Origin of the sequence: Bradyrhizobium liaoningense (assembly GCF_018130825.1) — a bacterium.
Lineage (GTDB): Bacteria > Pseudomonadota > Alphaproteobacteria > Rhizobiales > Xanthobacteraceae > Bradyrhizobium > Bradyrhizobium liaoningense_B.
This window is the reverse complement of the sequence record NZ_JAFCJS010000005.1, coordinates 377,855-401,428: the sequence shown is the minus strand read 5'-3', so window position 1 is coordinate 401,428 and position 23,574 is coordinate 377,855. Positions and strand designations below refer to the sequence as shown.

The 23,574-nt window shown below is 66.3% G+C and carries 23 protein-coding genes; 7 read left to right on the top strand and 16 right to left on the bottom strand.

What is annotated here, in order from left to right; genetic code table 11:
- Window positions 1–335: 335 nt before the first annotated feature.
- The 7 genes from cckA to flgB form a co-directional block, all read right to left on the bottom strand.
- On the bottom strand, window positions 336–2,918 hold the full coding sequence (gene cckA, locus JQ603_RS23665; RefSeq protein WP_212343014.1) for a cell cycle histidine kinase CckA: 2,583 nt from the start codon (window positions 2,916–2,918) through the stop codon (window positions 336–338).
- Window positions 2,919–3,073: 155 nt separating this feature from the next.
- Entirely contained in the window at window positions 3,074–4,153 is a 1,080-nt protein-coding gene (gene flhB / locus JQ603_RS23660; RefSeq protein ID WP_212343012.1) for a flagellar biosynthesis protein FlhB, read from the bottom strand.
- Between the two features lie 10 nt (window positions 4,154–4,163).
- On the bottom strand, window positions 4,164–4,934 hold the full coding sequence (gene fliR / locus JQ603_RS23655; RefSeq protein WP_212343010.1) for a flagellar biosynthetic protein FliR: 771 nt from the start codon (window positions 4,932–4,934) through the stop codon (window positions 4,164–4,166).
- A gap of 17 nt (window positions 4,935–4,951) precedes the next feature.
- Window positions 4,952–5,215 carry a flagellar biosynthesis protein FliQ gene (gene fliQ, locus JQ603_RS23650; RefSeq protein WP_011088555.1) on the bottom strand — a complete coding sequence of 88 codons (264 nt, stop codon included), beginning with the start codon at window positions 5,213–5,215 and terminating at the stop codon, window positions 4,952–4,954.
- A gap of 112 nt (window positions 5,216–5,327) precedes the next feature.
- Window positions 5,328–5,636, bottom strand: coding sequence for a flagellar hook-basal body complex protein FliE (gene fliE / locus JQ603_RS23645; RefSeq protein ID WP_212343009.1), 309 nt, complete (start codon window positions 5,634–5,636; stop codon window positions 5,328–5,330).
- A gap of 16 nt (window positions 5,637–5,652) precedes the next feature.
- Window positions 5,653–6,078 carry a flagellar basal body rod protein FlgC gene (flgC, locus tag JQ603_RS23640; protein ID WP_212343005.1) on the bottom strand — a complete coding sequence of 142 codons (426 nt, stop codon included), beginning with the start codon at window positions 6,076–6,078 and terminating at the stop codon, window positions 5,653–5,655.
- Window positions 6,079–6,097: 19 nt separating this feature from the next.
- The gene (gene flgB, locus JQ603_RS23635) at window positions 6,098–6,502 is read right to left on the bottom strand and encodes a flagellar basal body rod protein FlgB (protein WP_212343004.1); all 405 of its coding nucleotides are present in this window, start codon (window positions 6,500–6,502) and stop codon (window positions 6,098–6,100) included.
- Between the two features lie 347 nt (window positions 6,503–6,849).
- Between flgB and JQ603_RS23630 the strand changes: the two genes are divergently transcribed.
- The gene (locus JQ603_RS23630) at window positions 6,850–7,827 is read left to right on the top strand and encodes a flagellar biosynthetic protein FliO (protein ID WP_212343003.1); all 978 of its coding nucleotides are present in this window, start codon (window positions 6,850–6,852) and stop codon (window positions 7,825–7,827) included.
- A complete protein-coding gene (gene fliP, locus JQ603_RS23625; RefSeq protein ID WP_212343001.1) occupies window positions 7,824–8,576 on the top strand; it encodes a flagellar type III secretion system pore protein FliP in 753 nt (250 codons plus the stop codon). Before JQ603_RS23630 ends, fliP begins: the two co-directional genes overlap by 4 nt.
- Window positions 8,577–8,598: 22 nt before the next feature.
- Here the strand turns inward: fliP and JQ603_RS23620 are convergent, their stop codons facing one another.
- From JQ603_RS23620 to fliL, 6 genes are all read right to left on the bottom strand, one after another.
- Window positions 8,599–8,835: a hypothetical protein gene (locus JQ603_RS23620; RefSeq protein ID WP_212342998.1), complete on the bottom strand. Its 237-nt coding sequence runs from the start codon at window positions 8,833–8,835 to the stop codon at window positions 8,599–8,601.
- Window positions 8,836–8,917: 82 nt separating this feature from the next.
- Complete coding sequence (locus tag JQ603_RS23615; RefSeq protein WP_212342997.1) at window positions 8,918–12,580, bottom strand: tetratricopeptide repeat protein; 3,663 nt, start codon at window positions 12,578–12,580, stop codon at window positions 8,918–8,920.
- Window positions 12,581–12,683: 103 nt separating this feature from the next.
- Window positions 12,684–13,445 carry a MotE family protein gene (locus tag JQ603_RS23610; RefSeq protein ID WP_212342996.1) on the bottom strand — a complete coding sequence of 254 codons (762 nt, stop codon included), beginning with the start codon at window positions 13,443–13,445 and terminating at the stop codon, window positions 12,684–12,686.
- Between the two features lie 9 nt (window positions 13,446–13,454).
- A complete protein-coding gene (locus JQ603_RS23605) occupies window positions 13,455–13,901 on the bottom strand; it encodes a DUF6468 domain-containing protein (RefSeq protein WP_212342993.1) in 447 nt (148 codons plus the stop codon).
- The gene (gene fliM, locus JQ603_RS23600) at window positions 13,898–15,100 is read right to left on the bottom strand and encodes a flagellar motor switch protein FliM (RefSeq protein ID WP_212342992.1); all 1,203 of its coding nucleotides are present in this window, start codon (window positions 15,098–15,100) and stop codon (window positions 13,898–13,900) included. Before fliM ends, JQ603_RS23605 begins: the two co-directional genes overlap by 4 nt.
- Window positions 15,101–15,130: 30 nt before the next feature.
- Window positions 15,131–15,631 carry a flagellar basal body-associated protein FliL gene (gene fliL, locus JQ603_RS23595; protein ID WP_212342991.1) on the bottom strand — a complete coding sequence of 167 codons (501 nt, stop codon included), beginning with the start codon at window positions 15,629–15,631 and terminating at the stop codon, window positions 15,131–15,133.
- 384 nt (window positions 15,632–16,015) lie between these two features.
- On the opposite strand from fliL, the gene flgF reads away from it, so the two are divergent.
- The 4 genes from flgF to flgH are packed head-to-tail and all read left to right on the top strand — an operon-like array spanning window position 16,016 to window position 19,512.
- Entirely contained in the window at window positions 16,016–16,777 is a 762-nt protein-coding gene (gene flgF / locus JQ603_RS23590; RefSeq protein WP_212342990.1) for a flagellar basal-body rod protein FlgF, read from the top strand.
- A 16-nt stretch (window positions 16,778–16,793) separates the two neighbouring features.
- Complete coding sequence (gene flgG / locus JQ603_RS23585; RefSeq protein ID WP_212342989.1) at window positions 16,794–17,582, top strand: flagellar basal-body rod protein FlgG; 789 nt, start codon at window positions 16,794–16,796, stop codon at window positions 17,580–17,582.
- 10 nt (window positions 17,583–17,592) lie between these two features.
- Complete coding sequence (gene flgA, locus JQ603_RS23580; RefSeq protein ID WP_212342988.1) at window positions 17,593–18,747, top strand: flagellar basal body P-ring formation chaperone FlgA; 1,155 nt, start codon at window positions 17,593–17,595, stop codon at window positions 18,745–18,747.
- A 3-nt stretch (window positions 18,748–18,750) separates the two neighbouring features.
- Window positions 18,751–19,512 carry a flagellar basal body L-ring protein FlgH gene (gene flgH, locus JQ603_RS23575; protein WP_212342986.1) on the top strand — a complete coding sequence of 254 codons (762 nt, stop codon included), beginning with the start codon at window positions 18,751–18,753 and terminating at the stop codon, window positions 19,510–19,512.
- 133 nt (window positions 19,513–19,645) lie between these two features.
- On the opposite strand, the gene JQ603_RS23570 is transcribed toward flgH, so the two are convergent.
- From JQ603_RS23570 to JQ603_RS23560, 3 genes are all read right to left on the bottom strand, one after another.
- On the bottom strand, window positions 19,646–20,806 hold the full coding sequence (locus tag JQ603_RS23570) for a PcfJ domain-containing protein (protein ID WP_212342985.1): 1,161 nt from the start codon (window positions 20,804–20,806) through the stop codon (window positions 19,646–19,648).
- Between the two features lie 376 nt (window positions 20,807–21,182).
- Window positions 21,183–21,962 (bottom strand): 2-keto-4-pentenoate hydratase, encoded by a 780-nt coding sequence (locus JQ603_RS23565; protein ID WP_212342977.1) that lies wholly within the window; start codon window positions 21,960–21,962, stop codon window positions 21,183–21,185.
- Between the two features lie 81 nt (window positions 21,963–22,043).
- Complete coding sequence (locus JQ603_RS23560; protein WP_212342970.1) at window positions 22,044–23,072, bottom strand: SDR family oxidoreductase; 1,029 nt, start codon at window positions 23,070–23,072, stop codon at window positions 22,044–22,046.
- A gap of 93 nt (window positions 23,073–23,165) precedes the next feature.
- Here JQ603_RS23560 and JQ603_RS23555 point away from each other — a divergent pair, with 93 nt between their 5' ends.
- Window positions 23,166–23,564, top strand: a complete 399-nt coding sequence (locus tag JQ603_RS23555; protein ID WP_212342969.1) for a winged helix-turn-helix transcriptional regulator — start codon at window positions 23,166–23,168, stop codon at window positions 23,562–23,564.
- Window positions 23,565–23,574 lie beyond the last annotated feature (10 nt).

Below are 23,574 nucleotides of genomic sequence, written 5' to 3'. Positions count from 1 at the left end.
GGGGGTTTGGCCGGGCTGCACGGGGAACCGTGGTCGCCCGTTACCGGCGGGTTTAGGCGGTGGGTTCCGGTTTTTCCTCGGGTCCTCGTCATCGCGAGGAGCCCTTGCGACGAAGCAATCCAGACGGCCGCCACGGAGAAGTTGCGCGCACATGCCTCGCCAGTGTCGTCCTGGCGAACGCCAGGACCCATTACCCTAAGAGGCGGTTTGGCGAAGACTGGTCGTTCCGGATTTGGCGGCGCGCACGAACGCGAGATCACGCGGTATGGTCCTGGCTTTCGCCAGGACGACGGCGGAGGTAGGTGCGCGTCGGCGCAATCTTTCGGGCCCGCGCCTCACCCCTGCTTCGTCATCGTCTCCTTCACCGCCGCCACGAGCTGGCTGAGCGTGAACGGCTTTGGCAGGAAGTCGAACTGCTGGCCTTCGGGCAGGCTCTTCTCGAAGGCGTCCTCGGCGTAGCCGGAGACAAAGATGAACTTGATGTCGGGATTCTGCTCGCGCATCGCCTTGAGCAGCGTCGGGCCGTCCATCTCCGGCATCACGACGTCGGAGACGACGAGATCGATCGCGCCGCTTTGCTCCTCCAGCACCTCCATCGCCTCGACGCCGTTCTCGGCCTCGACCACGGTATAACCGCGCGAGCGCAGGCCGCGGGCGTTGAGCGCGCGCAGGCCCTCCTCGTCCTCGACGAGAAGGATCGTGCCCTGCCCAGTGAGATCGGTGCGCGGCTTCCCCTCCGCCGGCGCGGCAGGCGCGGCTTCCTTCGCGGCGCCATTGGCCGCGCTGGCCGCGGGCTGCTCGACCTGCACCTCGGCCTCGGCGTGGTGGCGCGGCAGGAAGATGTGGAACGAGGTGCCCTGCCCCGGCTCGGAGTCCACATAGATGAAGCCGCCGGTCTGCTTGACGATGCCATAGACCGTCGAGAGACCGAGGCCGGTGCCCTTGCCGACCTCCTTGGTCGAGAAGAACGGCTCAAAGATCTTGTCGCGGATGTCGGCCGGAATGCCGGTGCCGGTGTCGGCGACCTCGATCCGGACATAGTCCGCCGCCGGCATGCCCTTGTAGGCGAGCTTGCCCGCGTCTTCCGTCGTGACATTGGCGGTGCGGATGATCAGCTTGCCGCCGTCGGGCATGGCGTCGCGCGCGTTGACCGCGAGGTTGACGATCACCTGCTCGAACTGGGAGACGTCGACCTTCACCGGCCAGAGGTCGCGGCCGTGGATCAGGTCGAGCTTGACCTTCTCGCCGATCAGCCGGCGCAGCAGCATGGTGAGATCGCTCAAGGCATCGCCGAGATCGAGCACCTGCGGCCGCAGCGTCTGGCGGCGCGAGAACGCCAGCAGCTGCCGCACCAGGGTCGCGGCGCGCGTTGCGTTCTGCTTGATCTGCATGATGTCCTGGAACGACGGGTCGGTCGGCTTGTGCGCGTTCAGCAGGAAATCGTTCGCCATCATGATGGCGGAGAGCACGTTGTTGAAGTCGTGGGCGATGCCGCCGGCGAGCTGGCCCACCGTCTCCATCTTCTGCGACTGGTTGATCTGGTTCTCCAGCGCGCGCCGCTCGGTGGTCTCGAGCATGTGCACGATGGCGGCTTCCGCCTCGTTCTCGGCTGCGTCCACCGGCGTGACGAAGAACTGGCCCCAGCGCTCCTTGGTCCCTTCCAGCGCCACCTCGACCGGGGCGACGTCGGCCTGTCCCTCGGCGGCCTGGTTGATGGCCGCGATCAGCAGTTGACGATCGCGCGAATTGACCGCGCGGAAGATCGACTTCGAGGCACTGTCGAGCCCGAGCGCCTGCCCGAGCTTGGCATAGCGCGCATTGGCACGCACGACGTTGCCGGCACGGTCGACGGTCGCGATCGCCATCGGGGTGTGGTCGAAGAAGCGCATGAAGCGGACTTCGGCGGCGCGATCGGGGTCGCTGCGCTCGTCGCGGGCGCGGCTGATGACGAGGGTGCGCGACGGCCCCGGCGCGCCGTCGGCGCCGAAGGCAAGCTTGTGATAGAGCCGCACCGGCATGGTCTTGCCGGTCCGCATGCGCAGGTCGATGTCGAAGACCTCGGTCTTCACCTCGCCCGGCACCGCCACGATCGCGGTGAGCAACGAGGCGCCGTCGCCGGAGACGATGTCGGTCAGCTTCAAGCCGCCCGAGCCGATCTCGGCGAGGTCATAATCGAGCCAGTTCGCCAGCGTCGCGTTGACATAGGCAAGCTCGCCGGCCGGGTTGACCGAGAAGAAGCCGCACGGCGCGTGGTCGAGGTATTCGATGGCGTGCTGGAGTTCCTGGAACACGTCCTCCTGGCGCTCGCGGTCGCGGGTAATGTCGGCGATCGACCACACCGCGTATTTCGCCTCGCGCTTGCCGGTGCCGAGCGGGCGCACGCGCATGCGCAGCCAGCGGCCCTGGCTGCCGTCATGGCCGGAGATACGCACCTCCTCCTGCTGGCGCTTGCCCTCGCGGGCGGCTTTCAGCAGGCGGAACACGGCTTCGGAGACGTCGGGGTTGCCGATGAAGACGCGCTCCACGGGGCGCACGTCCTGCGGGCCGCTGGCGCCGGTCAGCGTCAGATAGGCCGCGTTGGAATAGACCACGTGTCCGCGCGCATCGGTGACGGCGAGCCCGTCGAAGGCGTGATCGGAGATGCGGCCAATGATGGGATCATCGAGACTACGGTCGGCGAAGCGGATGATACCGGCGGCAAAGGCGAACAGGTTGAACAGGCCGACCATCGCCAGCACGGCGAGGATGCCGAGGATATAGGGCTGCGCCTGCGCGCGGCCGAGCGTCATCAGCCCGACGGCGACCGCGACGAGGCCGGCGGCCACCAGCAGCACCAGCGCAATGCTGCCCGAGCGCGGCGACGGCTCGTGCGCCGCAACGGGCTCGCGTGTGAGGTCGTGGTCGGTCTCAGCAGTCATCTCGAGCTGGCGCAGCCTGTTGGCAGAGAATCAACGCGCTGCCGCGCGCGCAGGGCCTTCCCTGCCTCAATCGGACCCTGAGGTGCAAGGGCGGCAGGGTGGAAAGGTACGCTGATTCCCATATTACAGCCATTTCCGGTACTTTTCGGGGGGTTTTAGCCGCGCCCGGCGCGGAATCCCTGTTTCAGCCGCATGACGTAGCCGATGACCTCGGCGACCGCATGGTAGTGCTCGGTCGGGATTTCCTGGTCGATGTCGACGGTGGCATAGAGCGCGCGGGCCAGCGGCACGTTCTCGACGATCGGGATGTCGTGCTCGCGCGCGATCTCCCGAATCTTGAAAGCGAGGTTGTCGACGCCCTTGGCGACGCAGATCGGCGCCGACATGCCGCGCTCGTAGGACAGCGCCACCGAATAGTGGGTCGGGTTGGTAATGATCACCGAGGCCTTGGGAACCGCCGCCATCATGCGCTTCTTGGCGCGCTGCTGCCGGAGTTGCCTGATCTTGCCCTTGATGTGCGGGTCGCCTTCGGACTGCTTGAACTCTTCCTTGATCTCCTGGAGCGACATCTTCTGCCGCTGGAACCAGCTGCGGTACTGGAAGAAATAGTCGGCGATGGCGATGATCGCGAGCGCGGCGACCACCGCACCTAACAGATGGACGGTCATGCTGGTGCTGGCGCCGAGCATCGCGGCCGGATCGAGCCTGACCATCGCCTCCATGCGGTGACGTTCCGGCCACAGGATCATGGTCATGACCACGCCGAGCGCGATCAGCTTGCCGATGCCCTTGAGGAAGTTCGCCGCCGCCTGCTTGCCGAAGATGCGCTTGAAGCCGGCGCCGGGCGAGATCTTGCTGAACTTGGGTTTCAGGGACTCGGCCGACCACACCAGGCGGTGCTGGAGCATGTTGCCCGCGATCGCCGCCAGCACCAACATCAGGAGAGGCACGCCGACCGCGGCAAGCACGGCGACCTCGATCTGCTGCATCAATTTGAGCAGGTTCCCGCCGTCGGTCTTGATCATCCAGGAATTGGCGAGCAGGTTGCGCATCGGCGTCACCAGCCCGCTGCCGACCGAGCCCGAGAAGGTCGAGACCACGAGCGTGCCGCCGGCGATCATGAACCAGGTGTTGATCTCCTGGCTCTTGGCAACGTCGCCGCGCTCGAGCGCATCGTCGAGACGTTTTTGCGTCGGGTCTTCTGTTTGACTTTCTGGATCGTTGTCTTCCGCCATCGATCCCTCGTTACCTGAGCGGCATCATCTGGTGCATGACACCGATGAAATAATCGAGATACGTGCCCATCATCGCGGTGAGCACCACGGCGAGCACCAGGAAGCCCGCGAAGATCGACAGCGGCACGCCGACGAAATAGACCTGCATCTGCGGCATCAGCCGCGCCAGCACGCCAAGACCGATGTTGAATACGAGGCCGAACACCAAAAACGGCCCCGAGAGCTGCAGGCCGAGCCGGAACGCCGCGGCGAAGGCACGCGTCGCCAGCGAAGCGACATCGCCGCTCGACACCGTCTCGCCCGGCGAGAAGATGGTGTAGCTGTCGTTCAGCGCCGCGATGACCAGGTGATGGCTGTCGGTGGCGAACAGCAGCGTCACCCCCAGCATGGTCAGGAAGTTGCCGACCAGCACGCCCTGCTGTCCCTGGGTCGGATCGACCGAGGTGACGAAGCCGAGCCCCATCTGCTGCGCGATCACGGAGCCCGCGACCTGGAGCGCCGACAGCGTCACCCGCGCGGTCGCGCCCAGCACGATGCCGATCGCGATCTCATGCAGCATCAATACCAGCATCGGCGCCAGCGACCCCATGTCGACGTGGTAGGCATCGCGATGCAGCGGCAGGATGATCAGCGTGAGCAGCAGCGCGATCGACAGCTTGATCCGCGTCGGGATGTTGGTCTCGCCGAGGCCCGGCAGCAGCATCACCATCGCGCCGACCCGGGCGAAGGCGAGCATGAAGGACGCGGCGAGCGCCGGCAGCAGCGAGACGTCGATGCGCATAGCGGGCGCATTGTGCCTCAGCCACCGATGATTCGCGACGAGATCCGCAGCATGTGGGCATGGAGCGAGTCGGCCATGAACGGCAGCGCCAATAGCATCGTGGCGAAGATGGCCAGGATCTTCGGCACGTAGATCAGCGTCTGCTCCTGGATCTGCGTCAGCGCCTGGAACAGCGACACGATCACGCCGACCACGAGGCCGACCACCATCAGCGGCGAGGACACGATCACGATGGTCCAGATCGCGTCACGCGCGACGTCGAGGGTCTCGGGTCCGGTCATTTTCGATTTCTCACTTCCAGTAATTTCCGTCATTCCGGGGCGCGCGAAGCGAGAGCCCGGAATCTCGAGATTCCGGGTTCGCGCTTCGCGCGCCCCGGAATGACAGCATCCGTCAGATCGGCATCTTCATGATGTCTTCGTACGCCGAGATCACGCGGTCGCGGACCGAGACCAGGGTGGAGACGGCGACGTCGGTGTCGGCGACCGCCGTCACCACGTCCATCACGTTGGCCTTGCCGGCGGCCATCGCCACCGTCTGCGCGTCGGACTTGCGGCCGGATTCCATCACGCTGCCGACGGCGTCTTTCAGCAGCGAGGCGAAGGATTGCCCGCTCGGCTCGCTGCCCTTGCCGGCGCCGCTGTTCTCCAGCACGCGGGCGAGGTTGGCATAGGCGTTGGCGGCGATTGTCGGTGATGCCATGGCTCAAATGTCCTGTTCAGCTCTTGAGGATGTCGAGCGTGCGCTGGATCATCCGGCGCGTCGCACTGATGATGTTGAGATTGGCCTCGTAGGACCGCTGCGCATCGCGCATGTCGGTCATCTCGACCACCGAGTTCACGTTGGGATATTTGACGTTGCCGGTCGCGTCCGCCGCCGGATTGTTCGGCTCGTATCTGACGCGGAAGGCGGACTGGTCGGGCTTGATCCGGCCGAGTGTGACGACCTGCGCGTCGAGCGTGCGGTCGAGCGCCGAGGAGAAGGTCGGAACCTTGCGCCGGTAGGGATCGCCGCCCGCTGACTGCGAGGTCGAATCTGCGTTCGCGATGTTTTCCGAGATCACCCGCATGCGTCCAGCCTGCGCGCGCAGGCCGGACGTCGCGATCGCCATCGAGCGGGCAAAGTCGCTGCTGTCATTCGCCATGATGCGGTTCCCCTAGCTCTTAACCCTTGCCGATCGCGGTCTTGAGCAGATGCAGGCTCTTGGAATAGAGCGAGGTCGCCGCCGCGTAGTCCATCTGGTTGCTGGCGGCCTTCATCATCTCCTCTTCGAGATTGACGGCATTGCCCGCCGGGCGTGTCTCGAAGCCGGCATTCTTGTTCTGGTCGAAGCCCGAGGCCGCGCCTGACGGCTTCATGTGCGAGGCGCTGGTGACGGTCATCGCCAGGGGACCCATCGAGCCCGTGACGGCGCCGCTCTTGTCGAGCTTCGGCTCGACCAGGTCGCGCGGCCGGAATTTGGGCGTATCGGAGTTGGAGACGTTCTCGGAGAGGACCCGCTGGCGCTCCTGATGCCACTGCATCTTGGTGCGAAGCGCCGACAGCACCGGGAGGTCGTTGATGGACATCGTTGCGGCTCCTTCCGCCGTCGGACTTGTGTCCGAAGCTAGGCAGAATTTGCCGCCTGTATGGTTAACAGCTGGTTAAGGATCCTGCCGGGACATGTCCCCGGGCGGGACACGACCTTGCGATCCCGTGATTCTACGCACCAAAAAGCGGCATTAACCCAACCGCTTGGCCGCTCGCGCACGGGCCAAGAAGTCGTTTTGGATCGAGCGATTCATGGGTTATTAAGAGTTGGGGACGGCAAAACTTGCCGTGGAACGTTAAGAGATCGCAGTTTGGGGCATCGTACGCCGGTGGTTGGCGCAGCTGACCACGGGCGCGAGAACAGCGCCATTTGTCGGGGACAAGTATGCAAGGCAGCCCTATCACCTTCATCGTCGCGTTCATCGTCGTTCTGGCGTTGATCGGCGTCGCTGCATGGCTGGTCCGCCGATTCGCCGGCAGCCGGATCGGCGCCAACACCCAGCGCGGCCGGATGCCCCGGCTTGCCGTGATCGATGCCGCCGCGGTCGATGGCCGGCGCCGCCTGGTGCTGGTCCGGCGCGACAATGTCGAGCATCTCCTGATGATCGGCGGCCCGACCGACATCGTCGTCGAGCCCAATATCGTGCGCGCCGCGCCCGGCCGCGACCAGCTCCCGCAGCGCCCCAACGCCGCCGAACCGCCGCGCCTCGCCCCCATGCCCGATGCCGGCGCCTGGGCCGACGAAGCGCCGCGGCCCGAACTGCTCGATCATCCCGAGCCGCAAATGCCCGAGCCGCCGCCGCCGCGGCCCGCGCGGCCGTCCTTCGCCGACGAAGTGCGCCGGCCCGCTCCCGCTCTGGCCGAACGCCGCGGCGAGCCGGCCCTGCCCGGCTTTCCGCCGGAGCCGATGGCGCCGCGTCCCGAGCGTGAGCCGCGGCCCGAGCCGCTGCCGCCCCGTATTGCCCGCAGCGAGCCGCCGCTGATGCCGCGTCCGCCGCGCCAAAGCGAACCGGCAAAGATGCCGCCGGTGCGCGCCGAGCGCGCAGCAGCGCCGCCGCCTCCGCCAGTGCCGCAGGCCCCGCCTGTTCCGCCGCCGGCGCCCGCCGCCGCTGTGCCGTCGAGCGCCGAGCAGAATCTTGCCGAAATGGCGCAGCGGTTAGAGGCCGCCCTGCGGCGCCCGGCCGGCGAACCGGTCGCGCCCCCGGTTGCACCGGAGCCGCCCGCCGGTCCGCCGCGCGTCGCACGCAGCGAGCCGCCGGCGCCCCCGGCCCCGCCCGCAAAGCCCGCCGCGGAGAAGACCAGCTTTGAAAATCTCGAAGACGAGATGGCCTCGCTGCTCGGCCGTCCGAAGCCGTCTTCGTGAGGCTGCCGGCCCTCCCGCGTAGAGTTCTTTTCCTTTCTGTCCTGGTCGGCGCGGCTTCGCTCGCGATGCCCGCGCACGCGCAGGACATCAGCATCAATCTCGGCGGCCAGGGCGGCGGCGTCACCGAGCGCGCGATCCAGCTGATCGCGCTGCTCACGGTGCTCTCGATCGCGCCGTCGATCCTGATCATGATGACGTCGTTCACGCGCATCGTGGTCGTGCTGTCGCTGCTGCGCACCGCGATGGGCACGGCGACCGCGCCGCCGAACTCGGTGATCATCGCGCTCGCGATGTTCCTCACCTTCTTCGTGATGGGCCCGGTGCTGCAAAAATCCTACGACGACGGCATCCGTCCGCTCGTCGCCAACCAGGTCAGTGTCGAGGATGCGCTCCAGCGCGCCTCCGTCCCCTTGCGCGGCTTCATGCAGAAGAACGTGCGCGAGAAGGACCTCAAGCTGTTCCTCGACCTCTCCGGCGAGCCGCCGCCCGCCACCCCCGACGACCTCGCGCTGCGTATCCTCGTTCCCGCCTTCATGATCTCCGAGCTGAAGCGTGCCTTCGAGATCGGCTTCCTGCTGTTCCTGCCCTTCCTGATCATCGACCTCGTCGTCGCCTCGGTGCTGATGTCGATGGGCATGATGATGCTGCCGCCGGCGACGATCTCGTTGCCGTTCAAGCTGATCTTCTTCGTGCTGGTCGACGGCTGGTCGCTGGTGGCGGGAAGTTTGGTGCAGAGCTACGGGGGATGAGGCGCTTGGGTTCGCGCGCCCCCTACCCCTTCACGTCATACTGCTTGCTGAGATGGTCGCCGATCTGGACCAGCATGGCGACGCTTTCGGGGAAGCCCGGCTTGTCCCGCGTGGCCTGATCGGCATCGACGCGGAACTCCCAGCTGTCGCCGTCGCGAACGATGGAGATGGCGAAGCCGTCGGGGCCATCGACATGGGCCTTCAATTCGGCCCGCGCCATGGCGATGAGTTCGGCTTCGGTCTTGGCAGGCTTGCTCATATCGTTCCTCTTCCGGCATGAAGATACTGCAGGTTGCCGTCTCGCGCAGCACCTGTCGAGTGGGCCAGAGGTAGCAGGGTTCCTAGCGCGTCATCTTGATCTGCCGCACGACGGGGATCGTGGGCAGCGAGCCGGTGTGGTCGCTCTCGTCCTTGGCCTGCGGCGAGGCCGGCGCGCGGGCGGTGGCGTCGGGGAAGCGCTGCTTCATCTCGCGCAGGAAGCCGTCGAGCGTGTCGACGCTGGCGGCGAGCTTCGCGATCTCGGCGAATTCGGCGCTGGAGGCCGCGGCCGGCTTGCTGGCGATGTCGAAGGCGAGACGGTCGGCGCTCTCGCTCATCAACGGCGCGTATTTCTCGCGGAAGCGCGACAGGCCGATCGAGTCGTCGGCGAGCGCATAGCCGACGGCGGCGCGGATAATGTCGCTCTTCTCCACCGCGTTGAGCGGCTTGAAGTCGCGGAAGCGCTCGCCGTAGTACAGCTCGATCTGCTCGGCGGACTCGCGCCAGCGCCGCGCCGCCCAGAAGATGTCGGAGCGCAGGCGGAGCACCTCGCGTCCGGACACGTTGGAGACGATGTCGAGCGCGAGATCGTGACGGCCGACGTCGCTCTGCGCGCGCGCTTCCAGCAGCAGGCGCTGCTGCCTGAGCTCGCCGGAGAGATCGCTGATGCGACTCGCGCGCAGCGCCGAGATCGCCTTGTCGGGCCTGCGGTTGGCGAGATAGATCATGGACAGGCGCGCGGCAACCTGCGCGCGGGCGGCGCCTTCGAGGCGGTGGTCGACCTGGTATTGCAGGAGCTCGGCGGCCTGGTCGAGCAGGTCGATCGAGGCGAGACGGTCGGCAAGGCGACGGATCAGTTCGTCGCCGCGGCGGCCGATCGGCGTCAGCTCGCGAAACTCGTAGAACATGCCGAGCGCTTCGACCACCGGCAGCTCGTCGCCCTTCGGGCCTAAGAAGATCTGCGTGAACAGCTCGGAGGCGAGGTCCTGCGCCTGGCGCGAGGCTTCGGCGTTCGGCTGCAGCCTCGTCGCGGTGCGCGCCGCTGTGAGCGCGTCACGGTAGCGCCCATTCGCGGCATACAGCTGCGACAGCATCTGCAACGTCTTGACCTCGATCGCATCGCCGCGCCAGGTCATCGACAGCGTCTCGAGCTCGCGCAGCGCGTCTTCCTTGCCGATCTCGTCGCGCTTCTGGCGCAGTGCGACCTCGAGCTGCTTGGCCTCGGCCGCAGCCAGGCGATCGTTCGAGACGACCGCGAATTTGTAGTCGTCGAGCGCATCCTTGTCGTGGCCGAGCGCCTCGGCGAGCCGGCCGCGCAACACCGCAAAGCCGGGCGCCGCCTCGGGCGAGACGCCGACGACCTCGAGCTCGCTGCGGCGCTTGGAGGCGCCGGCATAGTCCTTCACTTCGAGCGAAGCCCGCATCGCGTCCATGGTCACGATGCGCTGGATGTCGAGCGGCAGCGAGGCGATGGCGAACTCGACGTTCTTGAACTTCTCGCGCGCGTCCGTCCATTTGCCCTGGCGCGCATAGGCGAGCGCCTTCCAGAGCTGGGAATCGTGGCTGTTGCCGATCACGGGATTGGCGAGGTCCTTCAGGCCCTGTGCCGGCCGGCCGATCAGGATGCTCGCGATCGCGTGCAGGATCAGCGCGCCGCTTTCCTCCTTGTTGAGCGCATCGGCCAGCATCAATTCGGTCACGGCCTTGGCTTCGTGATACATGGCGCGCGACATGTAGAACTGCGCGAGGTCGAGCCGCGGCAGCGAGCGCTGCGCCGGATCGACGGTGGAGATCGCCATGACCAGATCGCTCTGCCGCGTCCAGAAATTCTCCGACTGCCCCTTGCGCCAGGCTTCCGGGCTGAAGATCGGGCGCACCGCGGTCGGTGCCCGCTCGGCGGAGATGTCGACCGGCGACAGCGTCAGCCCGCCCTTCTTGCCGAGAATGACCTTGTCGGCCCCGACCTCGACGCCGACCTCGTCCGAGTTCGGCCGGATCGCGATGCCGTGCGCGGATTCCAGCAGCGAGAGATCGACGAGATCCTGCCGCTTGATGAAGCCACGGACCGGCCGCTGCCCGGTGACGACATAGAGCGTGTCGCCGGCATCGGGATCGGTCAGCTTGTGCAGCTGGCCCGGGTTGGCAAAGGGGATCGCGATGTTGGCGAGCGCAGGATCGGTGATGTTGCGCGACATCATCAGCGGCAGCGGCGTCGCCTGGATCTTGTCGGCAAGGGTCAGCAGCCAGTTGGTCTCCTTGCCGACCTCCTCGGTCGTCAGCGAGTAGACCAGCGGCCGGGTGAGACGGATGCGCACCGCCTGTCCCTTGTCGAGCGGGATGCGGCCGACCTCTCCGACCATCGCGCCGCCCTTGGTACGGATCGCCTCGACGTCGATCGGCTTCGGTGTATCGAACACCAGCCAGATGGTGTCGCCGCGGCGGAACGCTGCCGCAGGGGTCGAGACCTGAAGCGGAAACGTGACGCGCAGGCCGTCGCTGTCGCGGCGCGCTTCGACGCCGGCAACGGCGGGCTGCGGCACTGCCGGCGCCTCGACAGGCGGAGCCATGACGGCTTCCTTGACCGGCTCCTTCGCAGCTTCCGTCACGACCTCTTTGGGCGCCTCGGCCGTCGCGGGCTTGGCGGGTGCAGCCGGAGCTTCGGCAACAGGCGCCGGTACCGGTTTCGGCGCTTCGGCGGCTGGCATCGCGGCGGGAGCTTCCGGCTTCACTTCGATCTTGGCTTCGCGCGCGATCGTCTCCGATGTCGGCGGCGTAACCTCGCGGCGGACCTCCTTCGGCTTCTCGACCGCCGGCTTTTCCGGCGGAGGCGCCGATGCGTGGCCAGCAGGCCTGGCCTGCGCGATCGCCGCCTCCGGCGTCATGGCCGTCTTGCCCTTGTCCGGCTGGAAGGAGACGTCGACGACGTAGTTCTTGTCGTCGCGGAAGGAGTGCACGTCGGAATCGCCGATCAGCGCGATCTCGACACTGGTCTGGTCGATGTCGGCCTTCTGCTTGATCGAGGCGACGTTCGGCGGCGCGGCGACGACGGCGTCCGCAAGATCGAAATTGAGATTGGCGTTGAACATCAGCGTGAGCTTCTGCTCATTGAGCACCGAGGACACGCCGACGCCGTCAGGCATCTCGAACACGAAGCGCACGAAGGTCGGCTGCATCGAGGCGCGGACGCGGATCTGCGGTCGCTTCTTGGTCTCGGCCGCGGCGCGCTGGGCGCGCAGCGCCCGCTCCGCGATACGCGCACGCTCGGCGAGTTCCTTGACCACGTCCATCGGCAGGCTCGGCGGCGGCCCCTTCCAGCCCTCCGGCAGGAGATCGATGAAGGTGCGCTCACCGGCATTCATGGTGTTGACGGTGACGCGCCGCGCCAGCGACAGGCGGATGGCGCCGCCATCGGGATCGCGGCGGGCGGAGTTGACATAGTCGGGCGCGCCTTCCGGGACGCGGTCGACGGGAACCTCGACGGGACGGTCGAAGCGGATGATGAGAATGGAGCCGGCCGTCGTCACCTCGGACGGAACATCCTCGCCGAGCTTGATGACGAGACGGGCAAAGCCGCCGCCGGCCGAGAAGGTCGCCTCGCCCCTGACGGCATCGGCCGCTAGGCCGGGCGCCGCGAGGCCGATCACGAGGCAGGCTGCCAGCACCGGCACCTTGCGGGCATGCCGCGACAGCCCCAGCGCCAAGGCGCGGGCTCGCGACACAAATCCAGCGGCAGCCTCTCGCGCCATTTGCGGCATGTCTTCCGGTTCGGCGGTTCACGCCGGCAACTGGCGCCGGCCGATGCCCTCGAATGTAGGTTTTGCCAATTAAGGACTTCTTAAGTATGAGCCCTCAATTCGGCTTTTGCGTCGGCTTGCCGTCGATCTTGGGCAGGTCGCCGGCCGAGGCGGATTGATCGCCGCCGCCATTGGCACGGCGGGCCATTTCGACCGTGAGCCGCTCGGCGGCCTCCGGCGACATCAATCCGAGGATGTCCGACATCTTTCGCGGCGCGATGGCCGAGGCGATCTCGATCAGCACGCCCATCTCGAGCCGGTCGAACACCCGCGCGGCGTCCTTCGGCTTCATGCCTTCATACATGGTGACGAGACCCTTCATGCGCTGGGCTTCGGCGGCCTTCTGCTCGGCCTGGGTCGCGGAGATGCGGGTTTCCACCGCCTTCATCTCCTCGACCTTGTTCTCGATGCGCTTCTCGGCGGATTTGAGCAGGCTCTCGCGGATGTCGATCTCGCGCTGGCGCGCCTCTATCTCCTGGCGGCGCGCCTGCAGGCGTTCGAGGATCGCGCGCTCGGAGGCCGAGACCTGCGGCTGGCCTTCCTCCACCTTCACCACGGTGCCTTCGGGCTTGGTCTCGGGCGCGGCGGGCTTCGGCGCCTCCTTCGGCGCGCCATGGGTCGAGCCGGTGATGTCAGGATCCTCACGGCCGGTCGGGAAGTTCAGATTCTCCTGTGCCCAGGACTTCTTCGCCTGGTTCGGCTTGTAGTCGAAGACATAGCCGCCATTGACCACGAGGCCCGCGACCTTGAGCGTCGCGAGACCTCCGACGGCGACCAGGACGACCGGAATGACGCGGATGTTACGGAAGGACTTCATACCATGGCTTTATGCGGCGATGCCGTTGGATCGCCGGCGCTCGGAGAAGGCTTCGGCCGCGGCCGCCACCGCCTTCGCCGACGAGGGTTTTGCCACGGGCGCGGCAACCGCTTCCGGACTGGTCACGGGACGCGCGGCGATCGCGATCTTGGACAGACGCCGCACCACGTTGTCGGCTTCGCCGAGCTGCTTGTAGAGCTGGTCCGACATCTGGGTCGCCGCCGCGAGCTGGCTGCCGAGGTTCTCGTTGACGTCGCGCACGGCGAGCTTCAGCCCGCCGATCGCGCGCTCGGCGATCTCCGTCGCGGTGATCAGCTCCGCGATGACCGCCTTCAGCGAATGCTCGTCCGCCTTCAGCCGCGTCAGCCGCTTGTTCAGCAGGATACAGTAGCCGATCGTGAGCATCAGCAGGATAGCCACCAGCGTCTCGATCGCCATTCCCAGGGAGTGGTTCATGGGGCCTCCATCATCTTGTTCTGCTCGTCCACCTTCTCGAACATCGCAAGTGTCGTACTTGGCTTGCGCAGGGGTTTCGTCACGCGGATCGCGACGCGGTCGCCGACCCGGCCCATCCGCCCCTCGGTCAGCGTGACGTCGCCGCAGCGCACGGTGACGTTGGCATCGGCGCGCATGTCGAGCGGCAGCGTGTCGCCGACCTTGAGCCGCATCAGCTGCTTGAGAGGGATGTCGGCCTCGTAGAGCACGGCATCGACCGCGATCTCGGCCTGGTTGATCTCGGTGGCGAAATGGCCTTCCCAGACCGGGTCGCGGCCGAACTTTTCGCCCATGAACATCTGGAGCAGGACGCCCCGGATCGGCTCGATGGTGGCGTAAGGCAGCAGCAGCTCGATGTTGCCGCCGCGGTCTTCCATGTCGATGCGCAGGCGCACCAGGATCGCGGCGTTGGCGGGACGGCTGATCGCGGCGAAACGCGGATTGGTCTCGAGCCGGTCGATCGTGAAGGTCACCGGCGACAGCGGCCGGAACGCCTGCTCGGCGTCGATCAAAACCACCTCGACCAGCCGCTTGACCAGCTCGGTCTCGATCGTGGTGTAGGGCCGGCCCTCGATGCGAAGCTGGCTCGTGCCGCGGCGGCCGCCGAGCAGCACGTCGATCATCGAGTAGATCAGGCTGGAATCAACCGTCGCCATACCGAAATTGTCCCACTCCTCGGCCTTGAACACCGAGAGCACGGCGGGCAGCGGGATCGAATTCATGTAGTCGCCGAAGCGCACCGAGGTGATGCGGTCGAGCGAGACTTCGACGTTGTCGGAGGTGAAATTGCGCAAGGAGGTCGTCAGCAACCGCACCAGGCGGTCGAAGACGATTTCGAGCATCGGCAGGCGCTCGTAGGAGACCATCGCCGAATCGATGATCGCGCGAATGCCGCTGTGGTCGTCGAGCGTGACGTCGCCGACGGTGAAGCCGAGGAGATTGTCGATCTCCTCCTGCGACAGCACCCGCTCGCCGGAATTCTTGCCGCTGCCGAGATCGCGGCTGCCGTCCTCGACCATGGCCGCCCATTGCAGGGCCATGGTCTCCGACAGCTCGTTTTCGGCAGCGGCCTTCGCGGCCTCCGCGGGATCCTCGGAATCGAGCGACGCCTCCCATTGGGCGGCAATCGCATCCTGGTCCATTTGCTCGTTGCCGGCCATGACGCTAGCCCGTTGCCTTCCGCAGCATCATCACTGGATCACGACTTCCTTGAACAGCACCGCGCTGACCTGGATCGGCGAGACCGCCGCGTTGACGCGCTTGGTCAGCTCCTCCTTGAGACGGAAGATGCCGGCGGAGCCGTTGAGGTCGGAGGAGCGCAGTTCGCGCACATAGGTCTGGAAGATGTCGGTGACGCGCGGCATGGTCGGCTTGATCGCCTCGATCTGCTTCTCTTCCTTCAGCTCCAGCACGATCTTCAGCTTCAGATATTGCACGCGCTCGCCCGGCGCGCCGGCGAGGTTGACCATGATGTCAGGGACGTCGACGAAGGCCGGCGGCTTCGGCGGGGGCGCCACCTCGGCATGATGCTCGTCGTCGCCGTGACGGAAGAAGAAGAACCAGGTCGCAGCACCGCCGCCGAGGATGGCGAGCAGGCCGACGGCCATGATGATGAGCTTGAGCTTGTTCTTGGGGGGAGCGGCTTCGGCGCCCTCGGCGGCTGCGCCGCCTTCAGCTTCATTCTCTGCCATGGTCGCCGGGCTCGCTCATCTCTTAAAGGAATCGAAAGAGCGAAGCCCCCTGGCAGACAGTGACGCGATACGAATGTCCCAGCGCAATGCGCTCCTCTTGCACGCAAACGCTACGGTAATAATGGTTAACGGTTTCTTTCGATTGGGGCTCAGCTAGGAAAAATCTGCCGGGCAAACATGGCTAACAGAACCTTTCTGCCGCCCTCCCGCACCCTCGAAAAATCCACAACACATTGAAGTTTCATAGCTTTTCAGGTTGGCACGGCTTTCGCTGAGAGAGGACCGAGACCGAACGGTTTGGGAGAACCAGGCGGTCTCTTCACGGGGTCCGCCAAGGCGCTTGGGAGAGCGAGGAGGCAGATCTCACTCAGGGGAGATCCTCCGATGCAGAACGCGCTTCTGATCGGCTTGTCACGGCAGATGACGTTGGAACGGCAGATGGATGTCATCGCCAACAACGTCGCCAATGCCAACACCAACGGCTTCAAGGCCGACCATTCGCTGTTCGAGGAGTACCTCAACTCGAACGCGCGCGAGGACAATTTCATCGGCTCCGACCGCCGGGTCTCCTATGTGCAGGACCGCGGCACCTTCCGCGACGTCGGCCAGGGGCCGATGGAGCCGACCAACAACCCGCTCGACATGGCGATCGACGGCAACGCGTTCTTCGCGGTGCAGGCCAACGGCGCCGAGCGCTACACGCGCGACGGCAAGTTCTCGCTCAACAGCACCGGCCAGCTCGTCACCTCCGACGGCAACCTCGTGCTCGGCACCGGCGGCCCGATCACCTTCCAGCCGACCGACCATGACATCAACATCGCCCCCGACGGCACCGTCACGGTGCTTGAGGGCACGGCCAGAACCGACTCGATCCGCGGCAAGATCCGCATGGTCTCGTTCGACGATCCGACCAAGCTGACCAAGCTCGGCGCCAACCTCTATGACACCGGCTCGGCCGCCCAGCAGGCCGACACCAAGTCCAGCGTGCGGCAGGGCTACATCGAGAAGTCGAACGTCAACTCGGTCGGCGAGATGACCCGCATGGTCGAAGTCATGCGCAGCTACACCGCCATCGCCAATCTGCTGCAGCAGCAGAGCGACCTCCACAAATCGGCGATCGAGAAGCTCGCCGACGTTCCGGCCTGATTAGGGGAGAACTGACATGCAGGCGCTTCACACCGCGGCGACCGGAATGGCGGCACAGGAACTCAACGTTCAGGTGATCTCCAACAACATCGCCAACCTCCGCACCACCGGTTTCAAGAAACAGACCGCGGCGTTCCAGGACCTGATCTACGAGCACGTGCGCCGCGTCGGCGCGCAGGCCTCGGACCAGGGCACCATCCTGCCTGTCGGCGTCGACATCGGCGGCGGCGTCAAGACCGTCGGCACGCCGCGCAGCATGACGCAAGGCACGTTGTCTCAGACCGGCAACGACCTCGACCTCGCGATCTCGGGCGAAGGTTTCTTCAAGATCCTGATGCCCGACGGCACCTATCAGTACACCCGCGACGGCACCTTCCAGATGGACAATCAGGGCCGCGTCGTCACCGCGCAGGGCAACCCGGTGCAGCCGACCATCACTATCCCGAACAATGCCTCGGGCATCACGGTGAGCGAGCAGGGCCAGGTCTCGGTGACACTGCCGGGATCGTCGACCTCCTCGATCGTCGGCACGATCAACGTGACCCGCTTCATCAACAAGGCGGGGCTGCAGCCGGTCGGCAGCAACCAGTTCACCGAGACGCCGTCCTCGGGCCCGCCGCAGGACGGCACGGCGAACTCCGAAGGCTACGGCAAGATCACGCAAGGAAGCCTGGAGCAGGCCAATGTCGACGTCGTCTCGGAGATGAGCGACCTGATCGCCGCCCAGCGCGCCTACGAGATGAACGCCAAGGTCATCAGCGCCGCCGACCAGATGATGCAGTCGACCACGGCGCTGTTCCGCTGAGGTAATGACGATGATCCGCACCGCCCTCGCCACGATCTCAGCTCTCCTGCTGCTGGCACTGCCGGCAGAGGCCGCCGACGACGGCATCGCCGCGCCGACGCTGCGCGCGAACGTCACCGTGACCTCGGACGTGGTTCGGGTCGGCGACCTCATCGACAATGCCGGCTCGGCCGCGCTGATCCCGGTCTATCGCTCGCCCGATCTCGGCGCCACCGGTGCGCTGCCGGTCGCCCAAGTCCTGGGCGTGCTGCGCGCAAAGCAGGTGATCGGCGTGATGACCGGCGACATCAAGGAGGTGCAGGTCACCCGCCTCGCCCGCACCCTCGCCAACAAGGACCTCGAAAACGCGGTGGCGTCCGCGCTCGAGCGCCGCTTCGGCCTCGGCGATGCCGCCAACATCACCGTCACCTTCGACCGCGGCGTCTCCGACATGCGGCTCGACGCCTCCAACACCGGCACGCTGCAGCCGGTCGCAACCCGCTACGATGCGCGCAGCGGCCGTTTCGACATCGCCTTCGAGATCAACAACGACAACAACCCGACGCCGACCAAGCTGCGCTTCACCGGCACCGCGATCGAGACCGTGGAAGTCGCCGTGCTGACCCGCGACATCGACCGCTCCGACATGCTGAAAGCCTCGGACATCTCGCTGGAGCGCCGGCCCAAGGCCGAGGTCGCCGGCGAGCCCGCCTCGCGCGATCGCACCATCGGCATGCAGCTGCGCCGGCCGATGCGGGCGGGCACGCCGATCCGCGTCGCCGACATCGTCAAGCCCGACTTCGTGCAGCGCGACCAGAGCGTCACCATCATCTACGAGGTGCCGGGCCTCTACCTCACCACGCGCGGCAAGGCGATCGAGAGCGGCGCCGAAGGCGACACCGTCTCCGTGCTCAACCTGCAATCCAAGCGCACGCTGACCGGTGTCGTCACCGGCCGCGGCCAGGTCACCGTGCAGGGCGCCAGCCAGTCCGCGCCGATGGCGCCGGCGGTCGAGCAGACCTCCTCGCTCAAGCGCGACGAAGCGCCCGCCCCCGTCGACACTGCAGCCCTCGTCCGGGGCCTGGTCCAGGCCCCCGCGGCGCCGGCCCAAGCCGCTCAAGCTCACATCGCACAAGCCCAGATCCCGCAAGCCCGCGTCTCGCAAGCTCCAGCCAAGTCAGAGTAAGTCATGTCCCCGTTCAGTTCGGCTTCCCGTCTTCGTCGCATCGCGATCTCTGCCCTGCTGCTGGCCTCTTGCGCGCTGGGCGGCTGCTCCTCGATCGACCGCCTGTCGCAGATCGGCGAGCAGCCGAAATTGTCCGCGATCGACAATCCGACGACGCAGCCCGGCTACAAGCCGGTGCAGATGCCGATGCCGAAGCCGGAAGTCGCCTCCTACAATCCGAACTCGCTGTGGCGCAACGGCAGCCGCGCCTTCTTCAAGGACCAGCGCGCCCACCAGGTGGGCGACCTCCTCACCGTGACCGTGAACATCACCGACAAGGCCAACATCGCCAACGAGACCCAGCGCAGCCGCACCGCCAAGGAAGATTCGGGAATTACCGATTTTATCGGCAGCCAGACGGTGACGCAGCCGCTCAAGATCCTGCCCGGCCGCCTTCTCACCACCGACTCGACATCCTCTGCCGACGGCAAGGGCTCGGTCAACCGCACGGAAGCCCTGCAGACCAACGTCGCCGCGGTCGTCACCCAGGTACTGCCGAACGGCAACCTCGTGGTCGAAGGCAAGCAGGAGATCCGCGTCAACTACGAGATCCGCGAGCTGATCGTGGCCGGCATCGTCCGTCCCGAGGACATCCAGAGCGACAACACCATCGACTCCAGCAAGATCGCCCAGGCCCGCATCGCCTATGGCGGCCGCGGCCAGATCATGGACGTGCAGCAGCCGCGCTACGGTCAGCAGGTCATGGACGTGCTGCTGCCCTTCTAAGCCTCTTCAAGAGCTCCCACATCGTGTTCGCGAACCTAGGCGCGAACGACGGTGTACTACGCGGCCCTCGCTAGCTCCCCTGGCGAGGGCCGCATGTATTTTGCCTGCGCCGCCGTAGCGGCGCAGGCAACTCTCACAGCAGCATGATCCCGCGTGCTTGCGCCCACCGCTCGAGGATCTTGCTCTCCTCGGCGAGCGGCGGCCGGTTTGCAAACCCGCGAACCTGAACCGCCCGGGAACGGGGATCCAGTTCGATGGTCAGCAGCCGCTGGACACTGCCTCCGGCGCGGCGGCGGAGCGACCAGATCGACGCATGCCCGGCAATGCACTTTGTCGCGTAGCTGGCGACGCAGTGACGCATGCCGCGCGTCTCAGCCACGAGATCGTCCGCGGTCCGCAGCTGGACCACGACATACTCCTCACGCTTGGCCCGATCCTTGGACGAATTCGTCCAGGACCAGTCCGCGATCGCCGCACCTCGCCAGGCCTCGTCGACGGGCTCCGCCGCCAGCCCGCGCGCACGGTTCTGCAGGGCCTCGGCGCGACGGCGCGCGGCCTCGATGCGAGCGATCGCATCGAGATCGCGATGCCATTCGTGCATCTGCCGGCCGAGCGAGACCAGCGAGCGTCCCTTGAGGCTGAACTTACGATTACGCCGGTAGCAAGCGGCGAGGTAATCGTAGAGATCGTCCATCTCCTCGATCGTGGTGGGATACGCGCAGAAGAAGCGCACCACCTCGCGCCAGAAGCCGTGCTCGGCACGAGGCGTCTGCGTGATCCTGGTGCGCGCGATCCGCAGCGCAATGCCGGGATCGTTCGCATAGGACCGCGCAATCGCCTGCCAGATCGCAGCCTCGAAGCCGACGTTCCCCAAGGGATTGAGGAACGCGTGGACCTCCTTGCGAGACATCCGGTCGGCCGCACCGGCAGCGTAGAGCGAACCACCGCCGGCCGCCACGATGTACCAGCGCTTGCGCAAACGGATCTCGTCCGCGCCCAGGCCCGCGCCGTCGATCCAGATCTGCTCCAGATGTTCTGCGACAGGATAGCGCGCGAAGAGATAGCGGGCCGCGGCAAGACGAAGACGCGCGGCATCGCGAGTCTTCATCCGCGGCTTCCAGGCTTCGGCATCGCGCACGATGTCGGCCTCGAAGCCACGCTTGGCCTCATAGATCGCGGTCTCGAAATCCGGTGGAGGACGCGTCCGCTGCGACACATGCCGCAGCGACAGCTCGTAGGCTTCAACCCGCGCGCGCTCGGCCTCCCGCCGGCGCTGAATCAATGAATGTGCCATTGTCGTTCAACATGATTGGATGACTGTCAGCCGGACGCACTGAGAGCGTCGGCACGGAATGTGTCGATCGCCACAAAGTACTCACAGCTGGTCTCCTCATTGTTGAACGCGCAGGTTGAATGGGACGGGGCTCATATACCCGATCGCCGGCGGGCGCAAGGTGCGCTCCGTCTGAAATTCAGAAAACTACACATAGCGAGCGAGGCTCGCGACATTTTAGCAACGCTGTTGCCTCACACTCCGTCATTGCGAGCCAACGGGTCCGCGCGAAGCGCGGCCCGATGACAGGCTCCGCGAAGCAATCCAGAATCTTTCCGCGGAGGGATTCTGGATTGCTTCCTCGCGAAGAGCTCTTCGCAATGACGCGGAGGGAGCACTACTTGAACTCCGCCTCCACCACGCCGAGCCCGTCGAGCTCCATCCGCACCTTGTCGCCGGCCTTCAGCCACAGCGTCTTCACCAGGCTGCCGGTGAGAACCAGCTGCCCCGCATGCAGCCCCTTGCCTTCCGCGGCGAGATGATTGGCGAGCCAGGCGAGTGCGTTGTGGGGATGGCCGAGCACGTCGGCACCGGTGCCGTGGCTGACCTCCTCGCCGTTGATGATGGCACGGCCCTTGACCGCATTCAGGTCCGGCACCGACGAGCGCGGCACCGAGGGACCCAGCACGCAACCGGCGGCGAAGAAGTCGTCGGCGATCAGCGTCGGTGCGCCCATCGTCTCCCATTTCACGTAGCGGTCGTCGACGATCTCGATCGCGGGATGGTAGGACTCGACCGCCTCGCCGACCCATTCGGCCGTGAACGGCGCCTCGCCGGCGGCGAGGTCACGCTTGAGCCGCACCGCGATCTCGCATTCGACGCCGACGCGAACATATTTGGAGGCCTGGAGCTTCGCACCGCTCTCATGCACGCCCTTCTGGAACACGCCGCCGCCGCAGGGGTGCGGGATGCCGATATAGTCCTGCATCACCTGGCTGGTGCAGCCGATCTTGTAGCCGACGAGCGGGCCGACATTCGGCAGCAGCAGATCGTGCAGCGCGCGCTGGACCTGGTAGCCCTCGTCCTCGTCAGCCGGCGGAGCCTCGAGGACCGCAAGCGGCGCATGGTTGCGGCGCGCCAGCGCGATCGCCTTTGCGGCTTCGAGAATTTTGTCCATCGGCGCCGCCTCCCACGTTACCCAATCAAGGGACGGCAGTTCAGCATCCCCGCTCCGGCCTGACAAGCGCGGGCGGCGGTCTCACGGCTTGATGAGGCCAAGCCGGATCAGGCTCTCGGCGGTCGCAAGGATTGCCTCATCGTTGGAGCGGGGCTGCCAGCCGAGCAGCGACCGCGCCTTGGCGCTGGTGGAATGCCTGACCTTTCCGAGCATCGGCACGACCGCGCGCAGCAACGGAATCCGGTTCGCGGCCAGCCGCACCAGCCAGTCCGGGGCCTGGAGTCGCGGAACCCGGCGAGCGGCCGGCCCGAGTTCCCGCCGCAGCACCTTGCCGATGTCGAGGATCGACATCGTGGCGCCGGAGACGGCGATGAAGCGCTCACCTTTGGCCTGCGGCGCCGTCATTGCCCGCAGATGCAGATCGGCGACGTCGCGCACGTCGACCACGCCGAAATAGACCCGTGGCACCGCCGGCATGGCACCGTCGAGCAGCGATTTGACGATCTCGATCGAGCCGGAGAAATCCGGCCCCAGCACGGGACCGAAGATACCGGCGGGATTGACGACCGACAGTTCCAGCCCACCGCCCTCCTGCACAATGAAATCCCAGGCCGCCCGTTCGGCCAGCGTCTTGGACTTGATGTAGGGCTGCACGTCGGCGCCGCCGAGATTGGTCCAGTCGGTCTCGTCGAAGGGTTTCTCGCGCGGCGGATGGCCGTAGCCGACCGCACCCAGCGACGAGGTGATGACGACGCGTTTGACGCCGGCCTCGCGCGCGGCGCGCAGCACCCGCAGCGTGCCGTCGCGGGCCGGGATGATCATCTCGTTCTCGTCCTTGGGAACACTGGTCGACAGCGGCGAGGCGACATGGAGCACGTAGTCGCAACCCGCAGCCGCCTCGCGCCACCCCTCGTCCCGGACGAGGTCGGCCGTGACGAAGGATACGCTCTCCGGCGAAGCCGCCCCACCCTCGCGCAACATGGCCAGCACGTCGGCTTGACGCTCCGGCCGGCGCACCGTCGTCCGCACCGCGTGACCGGCGGCCAGAAGTTGCAGGACGACATGGATGCCGACGAAGCCCGACCCGCCGGTGACCAGAACAATGCTCATTGCCAAATTCCCTCGTTGCGGGCCGGTAAATTGGTTCCACCAACGCCCTGCTCAAGGCCGCATCTGGTCACTATGTGCTTGCGGACAAGTAGAATGGATTTCGAGACCGGTATGGAAAACCTGACCAACTCTTGCGACGGCGACTGCGATTGCAGCCCCGATCCCGTCTTGCTCGCCGACTTCAAGCGGGCCATCCATGCCCTCGGCGGCAAGTGGAAGCTGGAGATCCTGTTCGCCCTGATGAACGGCGCGGTTCGCTTCGGCGCCTTGCGGCGGTCGATCAGCGGCATCACCCAGCACATGCTGACCATGCAACTGCGCGAGCTCGAACAGGACGGGCTGGTGTCCCGAACGGCCTTTGCGGGGAAACCCCTAAGGGTCGAGTACGAGCTGACGGATGCGGCCTACGGGCTGCTGCCGGCGTTTAAGGAAATATTGAGCTGGTCGCGGCTTTATGGGGACGCACGCCTCCTGGCGTCGCGCGAGGCCTGATTGCAGCGCT

Coding starts and splice junctions, on each gene's coding strand:
- cckA (WP_212343014.1), bottom strand. CDS start 2,918: ATGACTGCTGAGACCGACCACGACCTCACACGCGAGCCCGTTGCGGCG.
- flhB (WP_212343012.1), bottom strand. CDS start 4,153: ATGGCGGAAGACAACGATCCAGAAAGTCAAACAGAAGACCCGACGCAA.
- fliR (WP_212343010.1), bottom strand. CDS start 4,934: ATGCGCATCGACGTCTCGCTGCTGCCGGCGCTCGCCGCGTCCTTCATG.
- fliQ (WP_011088555.1), bottom strand. CDS start 5,215: ATGACCGGACCCGAGACCCTCGACGTCGCGCGTGACGCGATCTGGACC.
- fliE (WP_212343009.1), bottom strand. CDS start 5,636: ATGGCATCACCGACAATCGCCGCCAACGCCTATGCCAACCTCGCCCGC.
- flgC (WP_212343005.1), bottom strand. CDS start 6,078: ATGGCGAATGACAGCAGCGACTTTGCCCGCTCGATGGCGATCGCGACG.
- flgB (WP_212343004.1), bottom strand. CDS start 6,502: ATGTCCATCAACGACCTCCCGGTGCTGTCGGCGCTTCGCACCAAGATG.
- JQ603_RS23630 (WP_212343003.1), top strand. CDS start 6,850: ATGCAAGGCAGCCCTATCACCTTCATCGTCGCGTTCATCGTCGTTCTG.
- JQ603_RS23620 (WP_212342998.1), bottom strand. CDS start 8,835: ATGAGCAAGCCTGCCAAGACCGAAGCCGAACTCATCGCCATGGCGCGG.
- JQ603_RS23615 (WP_212342997.1), bottom strand. CDS start 12,580: ATGGCGCGAGAGGCTGCCGCTGGATTTGTGTCGCGAGCCCGCGCCTTG.
- JQ603_RS23610 (WP_212342996.1), bottom strand. CDS start 13,445: ATGAAGTCCTTCCGTAACATCCGCGTCATTCCGGTCGTCCTGGTCGCC.
- JQ603_RS23605 (WP_212342993.1), bottom strand. CDS start 13,901: ATGAACCACTCCCTGGGAATGGCGATCGAGACGCTGGTGGCTATCCTG.
- fliM (WP_212342992.1), bottom strand. CDS start 15,100: ATGGCCGGCAACGAGCAAATGGACCAGGATGCGATTGCCGCCCAATGG.
- fliL (WP_212342991.1), bottom strand. CDS start 15,631: ATGGCAGAGAATGAAGCTGAAGGCGGCGCAGCCGCCGAGGGCGCCGAA.
- flgF (WP_212342990.1), top strand. CDS start 16,016: ATGCAGAACGCGCTTCTGATCGGCTTGTCACGGCAGATGACGTTGGAA.
- flgG (WP_212342989.1), top strand. CDS start 16,794: ATGCAGGCGCTTCACACCGCGGCGACCGGAATGGCGGCACAGGAACTC.
- flgA (WP_212342988.1), top strand. CDS start 17,593: ATGATCCGCACCGCCCTCGCCACGATCTCAGCTCTCCTGCTGCTGGCA.
- flgH (WP_212342986.1), top strand. CDS start 18,751: ATGTCCCCGTTCAGTTCGGCTTCCCGTCTTCGTCGCATCGCGATCTCT.
- JQ603_RS23570 (WP_212342985.1), bottom strand. CDS start 20,806: ATGGCACATTCATTGATTCAGCGCCGGCGGGAGGCCGAGCGCGCGCGG.
- JQ603_RS23565 (WP_212342977.1), bottom strand. CDS start 21,962: ATGGACAAAATTCTCGAAGCCGCAAAGGCGATCGCGCTGGCGCGCCGC.
- JQ603_RS23560 (WP_212342970.1), bottom strand. CDS start 23,072: ATGAGCATTGTTCTGGTCACCGGCGGGTCGGGCTTCGTCGGCATCCAT.
- JQ603_RS23555 (WP_212342969.1), top strand. CDS start 23,166: ATGGATTTCGAGACCGGTATGGAAAACCTGACCAACTCTTGCGACGGC.